Below are 14,738 nucleotides of genomic sequence, written 5' to 3'. Positions count from 1 at the left end.
CCACCCGCCCCACCCGTACTGCGATTGCGGTACATCTGTGAGGAGATGGCGCGAAGAGTGCCTCGGGCTCAGGCACCCGCCCCGCGCAGCCGCTGCTGCTGGACCAGGGCCGACGCGGGCGCCAACCCCCGCCCGCCGGACGCCTGTTGCTGCTCCCCCACCGGCATGTCGTCGCGCATCAGGCCCTCGGGGATGAGGACGGCGGCGGTGACCCCGCCGCTCTGCGAGTGCCGTATCTCCACGCGCAGGCCCTGGCGTTCGCGCAGTCGGTTGACCACGAAGAGGCCGATCTGCTTGGCGTCGAGGAGGTCGACCCTGTCGGACTGGATCTTGCGGTTGGCGTCGGCCAGCGCGTCGTCCTTCATGCCGAAGCCGCTGTCCTCGATCTCGATGAGGACGCCCTCGCGCATCCGGGCCGCACGCACCTGCACCTGGGTGCTGGGCGGTGAGAACGCGGTCGCGTTCTCGACGAGTTCGGCGAGCAGATGGATCACGTCGGCCACGGAACCGCCGGTCAGCGACACCTTCGGTACGGCCCAGAGCTGCACCCGGGCCGAGTTCTCGATCTCGGCGACGGCCGCGCGCAGGATGTCGGACAGCGGGATCGGGTCCCGCCAGCCGCGACCGGGCGCGATGCCGGAGAGGATCAGCAGACTCTCGGAGTGACGGCGCATACGGGTGGCCAAGTAGTCGACGCGGTACAGCTCGTGGAGTTCGGCCGGGTCCCGCTGCCGGCGCACCATCGCGTCGAGCAGGTCGAGTTGGCGGTGGAGCAGGACCTGGCTGCGGCGGGCGAGGCTGACGTAGACGCCGGAGATGCCGCTGAGGNGTTCGGCCTCATCGTCGAACTCCTCGACCTGCGCAACTCCGCCCTCGAAGTGGCCGGCCGCAGCCTCCCGCGCGCCATGCGCCGACTGCGGCCGGCCACTTCGAGGGCGGAGTTGCGCAGGTCGAGGAGTTCGACGATGAGGCCGCGGCCGACGAGCACGGAGACGAGCAGCGACAGCAGCACGCCGACCAGGCCGAGCACGACGGCGATCCCGGAGGCGCCGAGCGTGTCCCAGCCGAAGGGGTCGGCGGCGGCCGTGGCGCCCGTACCGGCCTTGGTCTCGGCCGCGTCGAGGCCGGTGAGCACTCCGCTCGCGGTGGCGTCCCAGCCGCGCAGGAAGCTCGCGGAGGCGGCGGAGGTGCCGGGGCCCGCGCTGCGCACGCGGTTCTCCACCGCCTGGAGTCGGGTGTATTCGCTGCTGTCGAGGAGCGTGCGGTACGCCTTCCGGTGCTCGGCCTTGAGGTCGGCGACCGCGGGTTCGAGCAGCTCGCGCCGGGTGGCGACGGCGCCGACGAACAGCGCGTACTGCTCCTTGGTCAGCTGGCCACTGGTGCGGGCGGCGGCGAGCAGCGCCTGCTCCTGGGCGAGTGCCTCGCGGGCCCGGGACAGTTCGAGCACCACGCGGGCGTCGGAGGCGTCGGCGGTGTCCGCGCCGGTCCTGTCGCGGGTGAGCGCGCCGGTGACGGCGAAGCCGTGCTCGACGATCGCCGAGTAACTTCCGTACGTGTCCGTCGACTTGGCGCCCTTGGCGGTGGCCGTCGCACGCAGCGCCGCGAGGCCGGTGGCGTCGGCCTCCAGCTTGTCGATACGGCCCGGCAGCGAGGAGTCGATGAGCGCCGCGTCCGAACTGGAGTCGTCGACACCGTCGCGCAGCGCGGCGGCGGCCGTGTCGGTGACCTTCGTGGCGGCCGTGAAGGCGCCCGGGGCGTCCGCGTACCGCAGCGCGGCGGTCCGCTCGCCCTGCACCGCGGTGACGAACTCGGCGACGGGGGTGAGGAGTTCGGAGTTGACGTCCTTGGCGGTCTCGGTGTCGGCGATGCTCGACGCGGTCGTCACCGCGGCGAAGCCCCACAGGGCCATCAGGGACACGATGGGCAGCATCAGCAGAGCGACGATCTTCGCCCGGACCGATCGGGGGCGCAGCCGCGCCGGCGCGCGAAGGACACGCATGGGGAACCTCGTTCAGGGAAGTGCGGGGACGTTACGGGGAAGTGCGGGGGCGCGGAGGGGTACGGGGTGGTCCGTACGACGGCCGCGGTCCGTGGAGCCGGGGGCCGTGCCGTTCCGTGCCGCGCGGGGAGCGGAACTCGGCTCGGGGCACGGCCAGTTCGGTGCCGTTCGGCGATCCGCGCCAACGCCCCCGGAAAGCAACGCCGTTGCCGGTTCGGGCGCGCGCGGCGACCGGCGTCGACAGCTCGGGGCATGGGTCGCATCGCCGTAGGGGTCGTCGAAGTCCGGTCAGACCGTGGCCAGTTCGACCTCGCGGAGCAGTTCCGCCGCGACGGCCGACTCGTGGTGCTTGCCGGTCGGGGAGAGGGCGACGTACGCGGAGGCCAGGAAGAGGAAGGAGCCGAGGACGACGGCCAGCGGGAAGATGAACTCCGTGGCGGTGGCGCCGGACAGGGCCGCGCCGCTGGGGGCGAGGGTGACGCTCACGGCGTACATGCCGGTGTAGTGCATGGTGCTGACCGCGAGTCCCATGACGAGGGCGGCGACCGTGGCGAGGACCGGGCCGCGGACGACCAGGGTGAGGGTGAGCGCGGCGGTCGCGGCGACGACGGCGATCAGGACCGAGGCGATGACCAGCCGGGGGTCGTAGTCGATCCGGCCGTGCAGGTCGAGGGCGGCCATGCCGGTGTAGTGCATGGCGGCGACGCCCACGCCGGTGCCGAGGCCGCCGAACGCGACCGAGGTGACGCGGGAGCGGCCGTAGCCGGCGGTGAAGACGCCGGCGGCGACCACGCCGATCGACATCAGCAGGCTGAGGACGGTGAGCGGGACGTCGTAGCGGATGGGGGTGCCCTCGACGCTGAAGCCGAGCATCGCCACGAAGTGCATGGTCCAGATGCCGGAGCCGATGGCGACGGAGGCGAGGGTCAGCCAGTTCCGTTTGGAGGCGCCGTCCGCCTCAAGTGCCCTGACGGTGCAGCGCAGTCCGAGCGCGGCGCCGACGCACGCCATCGCGTAGGACAGGACCGGGGTGACCCAGCCCGCGCTGAAATGGTCCATGTGGCCCATGGGGAGGTTCCTCTCGGGCGTGGCGCGGCGAAACCGCGCGCGCAGGGAGTACCGCCGGTAACAAGGACCGGGGGTTGGCTGATCATGCCAGCCGTACCTCTGGGACAAAGGGCGCGAAAGGGGCCATGAGGTGAATTGGTGAACATTAAATCAATGTGCTTTGGATAACACCGAACACGGGTATTTTTGCAGGTCAGGCGGGTGATTCGTGGACCTCGTGTGAAGGTCGGTCGAGTACCGTCGCGCCGGCCGCAGGGGCCGTCGTCGTACGGACCGTCCGGCAGGTCCCGGACGCCGTCAGCGCCTCGGCCACCTTCGCCGCCGACCCGGCGTCGCGGACGAGGAACGCGGTCGTCGGGCCCGAGCCGGAGACCAGCGCGGCGAGCGCACCCGCGGTGCGGCCCGCGGCGAGGGTGTCGGCCAGTTCCGGGAAGAGCGAAAGGGCCGCCGGCTGAAGGTCGTTGGAGACGGCGGCGGCGAGCGCGTCCAGGTCGCCCTTCGCGAGCGCGTCGAGAAGGGGCTGCGAGGCGATCGGCTCGGGGATGTCGACCCCTTCTGCCAAGCGGTCGAACTCCCGGAAGACCGCCGGGGTGGAAAGTCCCCGCTCGGCCATCGCGAACACCCAGTGGAAGGTGCCCCCGGTCTCCAGGACCGTGAGCCTCTCCCCCCGCCCGATGCCGAGCGCCGCCCCGCCCACCAGGCTGAACGGCACATCGCTGCCCAACTCCGCGCAGATGTCGAGCAGTTCGGCCCGCGAGGCACCGGTGCCCCACAGCGCGTCGCACGCCACGAGCGCGCCCGCGCCGTCCGCGCTGCCGCCCGCCATGCCGCCGGCGACGGGGATGTCCTTGGCGATGTGGATGTGCACGGCGGGGCTACGGCCGTACCGCTCGGCGAGCGCCACGGCCGCCCGCGCCGCCAAGTTCGTACGGTCCAGGGGGACTTGGGCCGCGTCCGGGCCCGCGCAGGTGACGCGGAGCTCGTCGGCGGGGGTCACGGTGACCTCGTCGTACAGGCCGACCGCGAGGAAGACGTTGGCCAGGTCGTGGAAGCCGTCGGCGCGCGCGGCACCCACCGCGAGCTGGACGTTGACCTTGGCGGGGACGCGGACCGTCACGCTCACTTACCGGGCTCCTTGGGGTGGGTGGTGTGGGTCTGGGCGTCGCTCGTGGTCTCCGCCGGGCGGGTCTCGCGCTGGACGTCGGCGGCCCGGGCGTCCCGCCGGGCCACTGCCTCGGGCGCGTGCGCGGCGCGTGCCTCGCCCTCGGCACCCGCCGCGTTCTCGGCGTCCACCGCGCCCTCAAAACCCGCCTTGTTCTCGGCGATCCGTGTGAACTCCTCCACCGTCAGGGACTCGCCGCGTGCCTGCGGCGACACCCCGGCGGCCACCAGTGCCGTCTCCGCCGCCGCCGCCGAGCCCGCCCAGCCCGCGAGGGCCGCCCGCAGGGTCTTGCGGCGCTGGGCGAAGGCCGCGTCGACCACGGCGAAGACCTCGCGGCGGTCGGCGGTGGTCTTCAGGGGCTCCGCCCTGCGGGTGAGCGACACGAGGCCGCTGTCCACGTTCGGGGCGGGCCAGAAGACGGTGCGGCCGATGGAACCGGCCCGCTTGACCTCGGCGTACCAGTTCGCCTTCACGGACGGGACGCCGTACACCTTCGAACCGGGCGGCGCGGCCAGCCGGTCGGCGACCTCCGCCTGGACCATCACCAGCGTGCGCTCGATGCTCGGGAAGTGCTCCAGCATGTGCAGCAGGACCGGTACGGCCACGTTGTACGGGAGGTTGGCGACCAGCGCGGTGGGGGGCGGGCCGGGCAGCTCCGTCACCTGCATCGCGTCCGAGTGCACCAGCGTGAAGCGGTCCGCGCGCTCCGGCATGCGGGCCGCGACCGTCGCGGGCAGTGCGCTCGCGAGGACGTCGTCGATCTCCACGGCCGTGACGCGGTCGGCCACTTCGAGCAGCGCGAGGGTGAGGGAACCCAGGCCCGGGCCCACCTCCACCACCACGTCGTCGGGGCGGACGTCCGCGGTGCGGACGATACGGCGGACCGTGTTCGCGTCGATCACGAAGTTCTGGCCGCGTTGCTTGGTGGGGCGTACGCCCAGGGCTGCCGCGAGTTCACGGACTTCGGCGGGGCCCAGGAGGGCGTCGGGGTTGCTGCTCACGTTCCTAGGTTACGGGGCGGTTCCGCCGCGCCGGGCTGGGCCGGTGTTCGTCTGCGGGACGGGGGCCGCGCCCCCTGTCCCCCGTCCCCCTCAGCCGTGCAGCCTTGTCCCGCAGTGTGGCCAGGGACTCGCACCCCGTCGCACGTACAGCTTCTTCGCCCGGAACGTCTGTTCCTCTCCCGACGCGTCCTGCGGCCGGCCCGACCCGCCCAGGCTGTGCCACGTGTGGGTGTCGAACTGGTAGAGGCCGCCGTAGGTGCCCGAGGGGTCCACCGCTCCGGGGCGGCCGCCGGACTCGCAGGTCGCGAGGCCGTGCCAGTTGAGCTGGTCGGCGCCCTGGACCGACGTGGGCATCGGCTTGGTGCCGACCCTGACCCGTTGGGGGCTGGGTTCGCGGACGAGTTCGTCGTCGATGCGGCGGGGCTTCTCCTTGACGCCGTTGACCGTGCGGAGGGCGTAGGTGACCCGGCGCAGGCCCGGGCGGCCGGCCCGTTCGACGACCTCCGTGCCCTTGAAGAGGCTGGGGTCGTCGGTGCGTTCGACCTTGAAGGGGATGGCCTCCTCGCGGACCTCCCGGGTGCCGGTGACCCGCAGGACCGTGATCGTCTGGCCGTCGCGCGGGAAGCTGTCCGGCGGGACCGACGTGGTGTCCTCGCCGTGCAGGCCGATGCCGGCCTCGGCGACCGCCTCGCCGACCGTCGCCGCGTTGGTGCGGATCGTGCGGGCGCGGCCGTCGGCCATGATCGTGACGGTGCGTTCCGTGCGCACGTCGAGGGCGAGTCCGGCGCGGCCGATGGGCTGCGAGCGGGAGGTCGAGAGGTACGCGCCCTCCGCCCGCACCCCGAGCTGTTCGAGGGCGCCGTCGACCGTGCGGGCCGTGGTCCACACCTCGCGCCGCTGCCCGTCGAGGGTGAGCCGCACGGGACGGCCGTAGCGCACCGCGACCTCGTCGCCGCTGGCGAGCGGCGCGTCGCGGCCGGGGGCCACCACGTCGTGCGCGCCGACGTCCACGCCCTCCTGGGCGAGGAGTTCGGTGACGTCGTCGGCGAAGGTGTGCAGGGTGCGCGACCTGCCGTCGACGCTCAGCTCGATCGCCTTGTCCTCGGCGACGAACGCGGTGGTGCCGCCGGCCAGGAACGCGACCACCAGCGCCTGCGGCACCAGCCGCCGCACGGTGGACGCCGTCGAGCCGGCGCGCTCGGCTCTTCGTCTGCGGTCCGCCCGGCCCGGCGCGGCGGTCGCCGTCCGGCGCGGGAACACGGGCTCCGGCGCCTCGTAGGCGGGGCGGTACGTGTCCTCGTACACCTCGGTGCGGCCGTCGTACACCTCGGTGCGGCCGTCGTAGATCTCGGTGGGGCCGTCGGTGTACACATCGGCGCGCACACCGCGGTCGTACGTCTCGTAGGTCTCGTATTTGCTCACGCCGACACGCTCCAGAAGGCCAGAAGGGTCCGGATCGGGCCAACAGAACCTAGCGGAGCGGCCGTCACTCTCCAAAGCGACGCGGCTACCCAGGGTTGTGTTCGAAAGAGCCGTTTCGAAAGGGCTCTGGCGTCTCAATACCCAAAGGCGCGGGCCGTGTTCGCCGACAGTGCCGTCGCCAGGGCGTCCTCGTCGATGCCCCGGACGGCCGCCATCGCGCGCACCGTGACCGGAATGAGATACGGGGCGTTGGGCCGTCCGCGGTACGGGGCGGGGGTGAGGAAGGGGGCGTCGGTCTCGACGAGGACCAGTTCGAGCGGGGCGACGGTCAGCGCGTCCCGCAGGTTCTGGGCGTTCTTAAAGGTGACGGTGCCGGCGAAGGACATGAAGTACCCGGCGCGGGCGCAGAGTTCGGCCATCTCGGCGTCGCCGGAGTAGCAGTGGAAGACGGTCCGCTCGGGGGCGCCCTCCTCCTTGAGGACGCGCAGCACATCGGCGTGCGCGTCGCGGTCGTGGATGACCAGGGCCTTGCCGTGCCGCTTGGCGATCTCGATGTGCGCGCGGAAGGAGAGTTCCTGCGCGGCCTTGCCCTCGGGCCCGGTGCGGAAGTAGTCGAGGCCGGTCTCGCCGACGCCCTTCACCTGGGGCAGTCCGGCCAGCCGGTCGATCTCGGCGAGCGCCTCGTCGAGGGCCGGCTGCCCGCCGGGGACCCGCGCGCCCTGCCGGGACCAGCCGTCGGGATCGCCGTGGACTATGCGCGGGGCTTCGTTCGGGTGCAGGGCGACCGTCGCGTGGACCGCGTCGTACCGGGCGGCCGTCTCGGCGGCCCAGCGTGAGCCCTTCACGTCGCAGCCGACCTGCACGAGGGTCGTGACACCGACCGACGCGGCCTTGGCGAGCGCCGCGTCCACCGTGCCGGACTGCATGTCGAGGTGGGTGTGGGAGTCGGCGACGGGCACCCGGAGGGGTTCCGGGAGCGGCGGTGCAGCGTTCTTCTCGCTGCCGCTGGAGGAAGGCATGCCCCGATCCTACGAAAGGGGCATGCCCGCCCGGTCGTCGGAGCCGGTCAGCTCGCCCTGCGGTGGAAGGGGTGGAGGAGGTCGGACAGGTGCCAGTGGTGGTCCCTGGGCTCCGGCAGCGGGGTCACGGCCGCATCGCCGTCCGTACCGGCCGTACCGTCCTCGGCCGCCGCCTGTGCCGTCCGGGGCCGCGGTGCCTGGTACTGCCGCTGCGCCGCCTCCCGTACCGACGAGACCTGGCCCGCGCGCATGATGCGCACGACATGCCCGTCACAGTTGAGGCACGCGGGGCGGCTGAGCGGCGACGGCACGACCTGGCCCTCCGCCACGTACATCACGAACTGGTGGCCGTCGGTGTCCGTGTGGTGCTCTATCTCGTACGACTGCTCCCAGCCGTGCCCGCACCGCATGCAGGCGAAGGAGTACGACTCGTTCACCACGGCAGTGGCGGGGCCACGGAGGCCGGTCTGCCCTGCGATCTCACTCATGCCAGCTCCTGCTTGCTTTCCGCTGGACAAGCGCCCCCGGCGAGGGGATTCCCCCCGGAATCCCGATGGAGGCGAGGAACGGGTGCGTCCCTCACTCCAGTGGACGCCTCCCGCAGGGCGAACGCATCAGACCTGTCGACTGTTGGAGGCGATTTGGACTCTTCTTGTCAAATCGCCCCGGCCAGCCGGTCCGGACTTTGCATTCGGCGACGCCGCTTTGCCCCGCCATGGGGCGCGCGCTCATGGGAGGAGCGCCCTGCTCAGAGGGGCCGTATCCGCAGCTCAGAGCGGTTTTTGCGCAGTCTTCGCCGCCACCACGGCATCGAACACCTCGCGCTTGGGAACGCCTGCCTCGACGGCCACCGCCGCGATCGCCTCTTTACGCCGCTCCCCCGCCTCCTCGCGCACCCGCACCCGCCGTACCAGCTCCTCGGCGTCGAGTTCCTCGGCCTTCTCCGGCGCCCCTTCCACCACGACGGTGATCTCGCCGCGCACGCCTTCCGCGGCCCATGCGGCCAGTTCGCCGACCGGGCCGCGCTTGATCTCCTCGTACGTCTTCGTCAGCTCCCGGCAGACGGCGGCCCGCCGCTCGGCGCCGAAGGCCTCGGCCATCGCGGCGAGGGTGTCGTCGAGCCGGTGCGGGGCCTCGAAGTAGACGAGGGTGCGCCGCTCGTCGGCGACCTCCCGCAGCCGCGACAGGCGTTCGCCGGCCTTGCGCGGCAGGAACCCCTCGAAGCAGAACCGGTCCACCGGCAGCCCCGACAGCGCGAGCGCGGTGAGCACGGCGGACGGCCCGGGGACGGCGGTGACCTTGATGTCCCGCTCCACGGCGGCGGCGACCAGCCGGTACCCCGGGTCGGAGACGGACGGCATCCCGGCGTCGGTCACCAGGAGGACGCGCGCGCCGCCCAGCAGCGCCTCGACCAACTCCGGTGTCCGGGCGGCCTCGTTGCCCTCGAAGTACGACACGACCCGCCCCTTGGGCTGCACCCCGAGGCCCTGCGTGAGCCGGCGCAGCCGCCGGGTGTCCTCGGCGGCGACCACATCGGCGCCCGCCAACTCCTCGGCCAGCCGCGGCGGGGCGTCCGCGATGTCGCCGATGGGGGTGCCGGCAAGGACCAGAGTTCCGGGAGCAACTGTCACGTTTCCATCCTCTCAGGGGAGAGAGGCGGGACTCACACAGACCTGTTCCCTACGATGGCGCGGTGACCAGTACAGCGTCGTCCATGGACTCCACGGACACCCGGCAAGGGCAGGCCCCGCACGAGCAGCGGCCGTCGTGGCAGCAGCGGCTGCGCCGATTCGGCTACACGGCGGGGCCCAGAAGCGACGTACGGGACCGGCTGGTGCCGCCGTACGCGGAGCCCAGCCCTCGGCTGTGGGCGGCGCTCGGCTTCTCGCCGACGCTGATCGACCGCATCAACAGATGGTCGGGCTGGGGTGGTCCGCTGCTGGTCACGCTCATGGCGGGCGTGATGCGCTTCTACCACCTGGGCAGTCCGAAGGCGGTGATATTCGACGAGACGTACTACGCGAAGGACGCGTGGGCGCTGGTCCACCGCGGCTTCGAGGTCAACTGGGACAAGAGCGCCAACAACCTCATCCTGCAGAACAACGGTCACGTCCCCATCCCGTCGTCCGCGGCCTACGTCGTGCACCCGCCGGTCGGCAAGTACGTCATCGGCATCGGTGAGCTGATCTTCGGCTTCAACCCGTTCGGCTGGCGCTTCATGACGGCGCTGCTCGGCACGCTGGCGATCCTGATGCTGTGCCGCATCGGCCGCCGCCTGTTCCGCTCCACGTTCCTGGGCTGTGTGGCGGGCGTCATGATGTCGATCGACGGCCTGGCCTTCGTGATGGCCCGCACCTCGCTGCTCGACGGCGTGCTGATGTTCTTCGTGGTGGCCGCGTTCGGCTGCCTGGTGATCGACCGGGACAGGGCCAGAGAGAAACTCGCCGCCGCGCTGCCGGTGGACGCCGACGGCCGGGTCCGCCCCGACGCGCACATCGCGGACACCCTGTTCCTCGGGCTGCGCCCGTGGCGCTGGCTGGCCGGCCTGATGCTCGGCCTCGCGATCGGCACCAAGTGGAACGGCCTCTACGTCACGGCCGCCTTCGTCCTGCTGACCGTGTTCTGGGACTTCGGCACCCGCAAGGTCGCGGGCGCGAGCAGGCCGTACGTGGCCGCCCTGCGCTACGACTCCTTCCTCGTCGTCTTCTCCATGGGCGTCCTCCCCGTCGTCGTCTACCTGACCTCCTGGATCGGCTGGATCCTCTCCCCCGCCAACGGCACCGGCGGCTACTTCCGCAACTGGGCGGCGACCGACGGCAAGGGCGGCTTCTGGAGCCACTTCATGCCGGACTGGGCGCGCAGTCTGTGGCACTACGAGCACGAGGTCTACGAGTTCAACATCGGCCTGCACTCGCCGCACACGTACATGTCCAACCCCTGGAGCTGGCTCGTCGACGGCCGCCCGGTCTCGTACTTCTACGAGTCCCCCTCGCCCGGCTCGGACGGCTGCCCGGCGAGCGCGGGCGAGAAGTGCGCCCGCGAGGTCCTCGCCATCGGCACCCCGATGCTGTGGTGGGCGGCCTGCTTCGCGCTGCTGTACGTCCTGTGGCGCTGGGCGTTCCGCCGCGACTGGCGCGCGGGCGCGATCGCCTGCGGCGTCGCGGCCGGCTACCTCCCCTGGTTCCTGTACCAGGACCGCACGATCTTCTTCTTCTACTCGATCGTCTTCCTCCCGTTCCTCTGCCTCGCGGTCGCGATGCTGATCGGCGCGATCATCGGCCCACCGGGCTCCAGCGACACCCGCCGGGTCACGGGCGCGGTGGGCGCGGGCGTGCTGGTCCTGCTGATCACGTGGAACTTCATCTACTTCTGGCCGCTGTACACGGGGACGGCGATTCCCATCGACCAGTGGCGGTCGCGGATGTGGCTGGACACCTGGGTTTGAAGAGCTCCCCCCGCCCCGGTCGTCAGTCGTCCTGCTTGAGGGTGTTCTTGCCGGACCCGCCGTCCAGTACGTCCGTGCCGGGGCCGCCGTACAACTGGTCGTCGCCCCGGCCGCCGTAGAGCCGGTCGTCGCCCCCTTCGCCGTACAGGCGCTGGTCGCCCCGGCCGCCGTGGAGGACGTCGTCGCCGGCGCCGCCGTGGCCGGAGTCGTCGACGTGGAGGGTGTCGTCGCCCCGGCCGCCGTAGGCGGAGGCGGTGCCGGTCGTGAGGGTGTCGTCGCCGTCCTCGCCGTAGGCGGACTGGGCCTCGCGCGCGGTGCCGGTCCAGGTGTCGTCGCCGGCTCCGAGCCAGAGCTCGTTGTAGGCGAGGATGAAGCCGGAGGTGCGGTTGTGGACGACGGCGGTGTCGTCACCGTCGCCGAGCCGCATCGAGAACCTGAGGGAGGGGTCGGTCTCCATCTCGTCGATCTCCACCGTGCAGGCGACCTTGGTGCGGTCGTCGGCGTCGGGGTGGGCGCAGTGCTCCTTCGGCGCCTTGATCGGGACCACGTCGTCGATCAGGTACGTGAGGATCAGATCGTTCCTCTTCCCCGTCTCGGTGACGGTCACGTGGTTGGCCTGACCCGGGGCGGCGGTGTAAATGATCTTGCCCTTCCAGGTGACGGCGGCCGGCGGCCCCTTGTACGTGCCGGGCCCCCGATGCAGCGCGATCCGTACGGCGACTCCCAGCGCCAGCACCAGGATCAGCACCACCGCGACCCGCACCACCCGGTGTCCGCCGAGTCGAGAGAGCATCGCACTACCTCCGTGGGCCAGTCGGGGTCCGGTCACCGTTCCCGACCGCCGACCCCTGCCCCTGGTTGCCCGGCGTCGCCCGGCGTTCGCCGTACGTTCACAGCGGCTGTCCAGGAAGGGCACGGGTCCCGCCGTCCCCGCACGGGCGCCGTCCGTCAGCCGCGCCGGACCGGGTCCGGGCCGGGTCCGTGGACCGTGTCGTCCCCGGGCCCGCCGTCGGTGTAGCGCGCGGAGCCGCTCGCACGGATCGTGTCGTCGCCCTTGCCGCCGAAGCCGCTCCCGCCCGCGCCCACGGTGAGGGTGTCGTCGCCGTTGTCGCCGTAGACGTCCCCTTCCGCGCTCGCCCTGAGGGTGAGGGTGTCCTCGCCGTCGCCGCCGTGGACGTTCAGTGCCTCGCGGCCGGTGCCGGTCCAGGTGTCGTCGCCGGAGCCCAGGTAGATCTCGTTGTAGCCGAGGGGGTTGCCGCGGGTGCGGTTGTGGATGACGGCGGTGTCGTCGCCGTCGCCGAGCCGCAGCGAGAGCGTGACGAGCGGGTCCGTCGCCATGTCGGTGATCCGGACCGCGCAGGAGACCCTGGTGCGGTCCTTGACCCTGGGGTGGCGGCAGCCGGTCCCCGCCTCGATCGGGACCACGTCGTCGATGGTGTAGCGATAGGTGATCCGGTCGGTGTCCAAGGTCTCGGTGACGGTCACGTCGTTGGCCTGACCCGGGGCGGCCGCGTAGACGAGCTCGTGGCCGGACACGGCGACGGCCGGCGGCCCCGGGGAGGACGTGGGCCCGCTCACCGCGATCCCCACGGCGATCCCCGCGGCCAGCAGCAGAGCCGGCACCACCCCGACGCGGAACACCCGGTGTCCGACGGGTCGAGCGAGCATCGCACTACCTCCGTGGGCCGGTTGACGATCAGATCCGGCACCACGACCGACCCCCGACCCCCGCCACTGGTTGCCCGGTACCGCCCAGCGTTCGCCGTACGTTCACGTACGTGACCCGGCACCGAGCGTGATTCAGCTCCCTGATCTCTGTTAGGACAACAAAAGGCAACACCCCTCACAGCTTTCCCCCACGCCACTTACAGTCGGAGGACTGACACGGGGAGGGGAACGACCCATGCGCAAGGGGGTAAAGGCCACCGTCATCGGCAGTGTGTTCGCGGTGATGGTGGGAGGGGCGGGGTACGGGGCGTACAACCTCGTGTCCGCGATGGGCGGCAGTTCCGGGATCGGCGGGTCCGGTGGGCCCGCGCCCGTGAAGACCGGGCCGCCGAGTGCCGCCGAGGTGAAGGCGACGACGAAGAAGTTCTTCGCGGCCTGGGAGAGCGGGAATTCGGTGACCGCCGCGTCGTACACGAACAACGACGCCGCCGCCGACCCCGTGCTGGAGTCCTACAGCGGGGCCGGTCACATCACGAAGGTGAAGATCACGCCCGGTACGACGACGGGCGCCACCGTGCCGTTCACGGTGCACGCGACGGTGTCGTACAAGGACGTCTCCAAGCCCCTCGACTACAAGAGCCGACTGACCGTCGTGCGCGGGAAGACGAGCGGGCGGGCGCTCGTCGACTGGCAACCGGCCGTCGTGCACCCGGAGTTGAGGAGCGGCGACACGTTCGTCACGGGGGAGGCCGCGAGTCCGGCGATCGAGGCCGTGGACCGGGACGGGAACGTGCTCACCAAGGAGAGGTACCCGTCGCTGGGCCCGATCCTCGACGAGCTGCGCGCCAAGTACGGTGCCAAGGCGGGCGGTTCGCCGGGCATCGAGCTGTCGATCAAGCACGCCGTCGCGGACTCGGCCGACACCACGCTGCTGACCCTGGAGAAGGGCAAGGCCGGCAAGGTCCGCACCACGCTCCGGGCGAGCGCGCAGGCCGCCGCCGAGAAGGCCGTGACGAAGTACTCGGAGTCGTCGATCGTGGCCCTGCAACCGAGCACCGGGCAGGTGCTGGCGATCGCCAACAACCGCAACGACGGCTTCAACGCCGCGTTCCTGGGGCAGTTGGCGCCCGGCTCGACGATGAAGATCATCAGTGCCGCCACGCTCATCGACACCGGGCTGACGACGATGAACGGCCCGGCGCCGTGCACACCGGACGCGGTCTGGCAGAGCCAGACCTTCCACAACCTGACCGGCCTCAAGCCGGACTTGGGCGCGACGCTCGCCGACAGCTTCGCCCGCTCCTGCAACACGGCGTTCGTGAAGTTCGCCGACTCGGTCAAGGTGGACTCGCTGACCAGGGAGGCCGAGGACCGCTTCGGGCTCGGCCGGAACAACTGGAAGACCGGCATCCCGTCCTTCGACGGCTCGGTCCCCGCGTCCGGCGGCCCGGACACCGCGGCCAACCTGATCGGCCAGGGCCAGGTACAGATGAGCCCGCTGAACATGGCGTCGGTGACGGCGACCGCGAAGACGGGCACGTTCCGCCAGCCGGTGCTCGTCGCGCAGAGCCTCGACGACCGCCAACTGGCCACCGCGAAAGGCCTGTCGGCGAGTACGTCGGCCCAGCTGCGGGCGATGATGTACCGCACGGCGACCAGCGGCACCGCGGCCGGGATCATGTCCGGGCTCGGCCCCAACATCGGCGCGAAGACCGGGTCCGCCGAGGTGGACGGGCAGGCCAAGTCCAACAGTTGGTTCACCGGCTACCGCGGCGACGTGGCGGCGGCGGCCATGACCCAGGACGGCGGCCACGGCATCGACGCGGCCGGACCGATCGTCCGCGCGGTACTGGCGGCGAGTGGCTGAACTCACGCTCGTGGACGGGAACTCACCCGCACAGGACGGGACTCTAAGGTGTGCCCCGTCGTTGGGGTGTGTGGGGCTGGGACGGGC

General features: G+C 71.7%; 11 protein-coding genes and 1 pseudogene. 2 read left to right on the top strand and 10 right to left on the bottom strand.

Features of this window, described 5'->3' with window-relative positions:
* Positions 1–68: 68 nt before the first annotated feature.
* From JHN63_RS27765 to rsmI, 8 genes and pseudogenes are all read right to left on the bottom strand, one after another.
* A pseudogene (locus JHN63_RS27765) lies at positions 69–1,999 on the bottom strand (nitrate- and nitrite sensing domain-containing protein).
* Positions 2,000–2,287: 288 nt separating this feature from the next.
* Complete coding sequence (locus tag JHN63_RS27760) at positions 2,288–3,067, bottom strand: MHYT domain-containing protein (protein WP_200685621.1); 780 nt, start codon at positions 3,065–3,067, stop codon at positions 2,288–2,290.
* A 193-nt stretch (positions 3,068–3,260) separates the two neighbouring features.
* Positions 3,261–4,190: a 4-(cytidine 5'-diphospho)-2-C-methyl-D-erythritol kinase gene (locus JHN63_RS27755; RefSeq protein WP_200685619.1), complete on the bottom strand. Its 930-nt coding sequence runs from the start codon at positions 4,188–4,190 to the stop codon at positions 3,261–3,263.
* Positions 4,187–5,230, bottom strand: a complete 1,044-nt coding sequence (gene rsmA / locus JHN63_RS27750; RefSeq protein ID WP_307781998.1) for a 16S rRNA (adenine(1518)-N(6)/adenine(1519)-N(6))-dimethyltransferase RsmA — start codon at positions 5,228–5,230, stop codon at positions 4,187–4,189. Before rsmA ends, JHN63_RS27755 begins: the two co-directional genes overlap by 4 nt.
* Positions 5,231–5,320: 90 nt before the next feature.
* Positions 5,321–6,652, bottom strand: a complete 1,332-nt coding sequence (locus JHN63_RS27745; RefSeq protein WP_200685617.1) for a resuscitation-promoting factor — start codon at positions 6,650–6,652, stop codon at positions 5,321–5,323.
* A 134-nt stretch (positions 6,653–6,786) separates the two neighbouring features.
* Complete coding sequence (locus JHN63_RS27740; protein WP_200685608.1) at positions 6,787–7,671, bottom strand: TatD family hydrolase; 885 nt, start codon at positions 7,669–7,671, stop codon at positions 6,787–6,789.
* Between the two features lie 47 nt (positions 7,672–7,718).
* On the bottom strand, positions 7,719–8,159 hold the full coding sequence (locus JHN63_RS27735; protein ID WP_200685606.1) for a hypothetical protein: 441 nt from the start codon (positions 8,157–8,159) through the stop codon (positions 7,719–7,721).
* 282 nt (positions 8,160–8,441) lie between these two features.
* Entirely contained in the window at positions 8,442–9,302 is an 861-nt protein-coding gene (rsmI, locus tag JHN63_RS27730; RefSeq protein ID WP_200685604.1) for a 16S rRNA (cytidine(1402)-2'-O)-methyltransferase, read from the bottom strand.
* A gap of 62 nt (positions 9,303–9,364) precedes the next feature.
* Between rsmI and JHN63_RS27725 the strand changes: the two genes are divergently transcribed.
* The gene (locus tag JHN63_RS27725; RefSeq protein ID WP_200685601.1) at positions 9,365–11,116 is read left to right on the top strand and encodes a dolichyl-phosphate-mannose--protein mannosyltransferase; all 1,752 of its coding nucleotides are present in this window, start codon (positions 9,365–9,367) and stop codon (positions 11,114–11,116) included.
* Between the two features lie 22 nt (positions 11,117–11,138).
* Here JHN63_RS27725 and JHN63_RS27720 read toward each other — a convergent pair whose 3' ends face one another.
* Together JHN63_RS27720 and JHN63_RS27715 are read right to left on the bottom strand one after the other, a co-directional pair.
* Positions 11,139–11,909: a calcium-binding protein gene (locus JHN63_RS27720; protein ID WP_200685592.1), complete on the bottom strand. Its 771-nt coding sequence runs from the start codon at positions 11,907–11,909 to the stop codon at positions 11,139–11,141.
* 155 nt (positions 11,910–12,064) lie between these two features.
* On the bottom strand, positions 12,065–12,784 hold the full coding sequence (locus JHN63_RS27715; RefSeq protein WP_200685590.1) for a calcium-binding protein: 720 nt from the start codon (positions 12,782–12,784) through the stop codon (positions 12,065–12,067).
* Positions 12,785–13,019: 235 nt separating this feature from the next.
* Between JHN63_RS27715 and JHN63_RS27710 the strand changes: the two genes are divergently transcribed.
* The gene (locus JHN63_RS27710; protein ID WP_200685588.1) at positions 13,020–14,651 is read left to right on the top strand and encodes a penicillin-binding transpeptidase domain-containing protein; all 1,632 of its coding nucleotides are present in this window, start codon (positions 13,020–13,022) and stop codon (positions 14,649–14,651) included.
* Positions 14,652–14,738 lie beyond the last annotated feature (87 nt).

Origin of the sequence: Streptomyces sp. MBT65, from assembly GCF_016612545.1 — a bacterium.
Taxonomy (GTDB): Bacteria; Actinomycetota; Actinomycetes; order Streptomycetales; family Streptomycetaceae; genus Streptomyces.
The sequence above is the reverse complement of the archived record's forward strand: the minus strand, read 5'-3'. Positions and strand labels throughout refer to the sequence as shown.

Coding starts and splice junctions, on each gene's coding strand:
- JHN63_RS27740 (WP_200685608.1), bottom strand. CDS start 7,671: ATGCCTTCCTCCAGCGGCAGCGAGAAGAACGCTGCACCGCCGCTCCCG.
- JHN63_RS27710 (WP_200685588.1), top strand. CDS start 13,020: ATGCGCAAGGGGGTAAAGGCCACCGTCATCGGCAGTGTGTTCGCGGTG.
- JHN63_RS27760 (WP_200685621.1), bottom strand. CDS start 3,067: ATGGGCCACATGGACCATTTCAGCGCGGGCTGGGTCACCCCGGTCCTG.
- JHN63_RS27715 (WP_200685590.1), bottom strand. CDS start 12,784: ATGCTCGCTCGACCCGTCGGACACCGGGTGTTCCGCGTCGGGGTGGTG.
- JHN63_RS27735 (WP_200685606.1), bottom strand. CDS start 8,159: ATGAGTGAGATCGCAGGGCAGACCGGCCTCCGTGGCCCCGCCACTGCC.
- JHN63_RS27720 (WP_200685592.1), bottom strand. CDS start 11,909: ATGCTCTCTCGACTCGGCGGACACCGGGTGGTGCGGGTCGCGGTGGTG.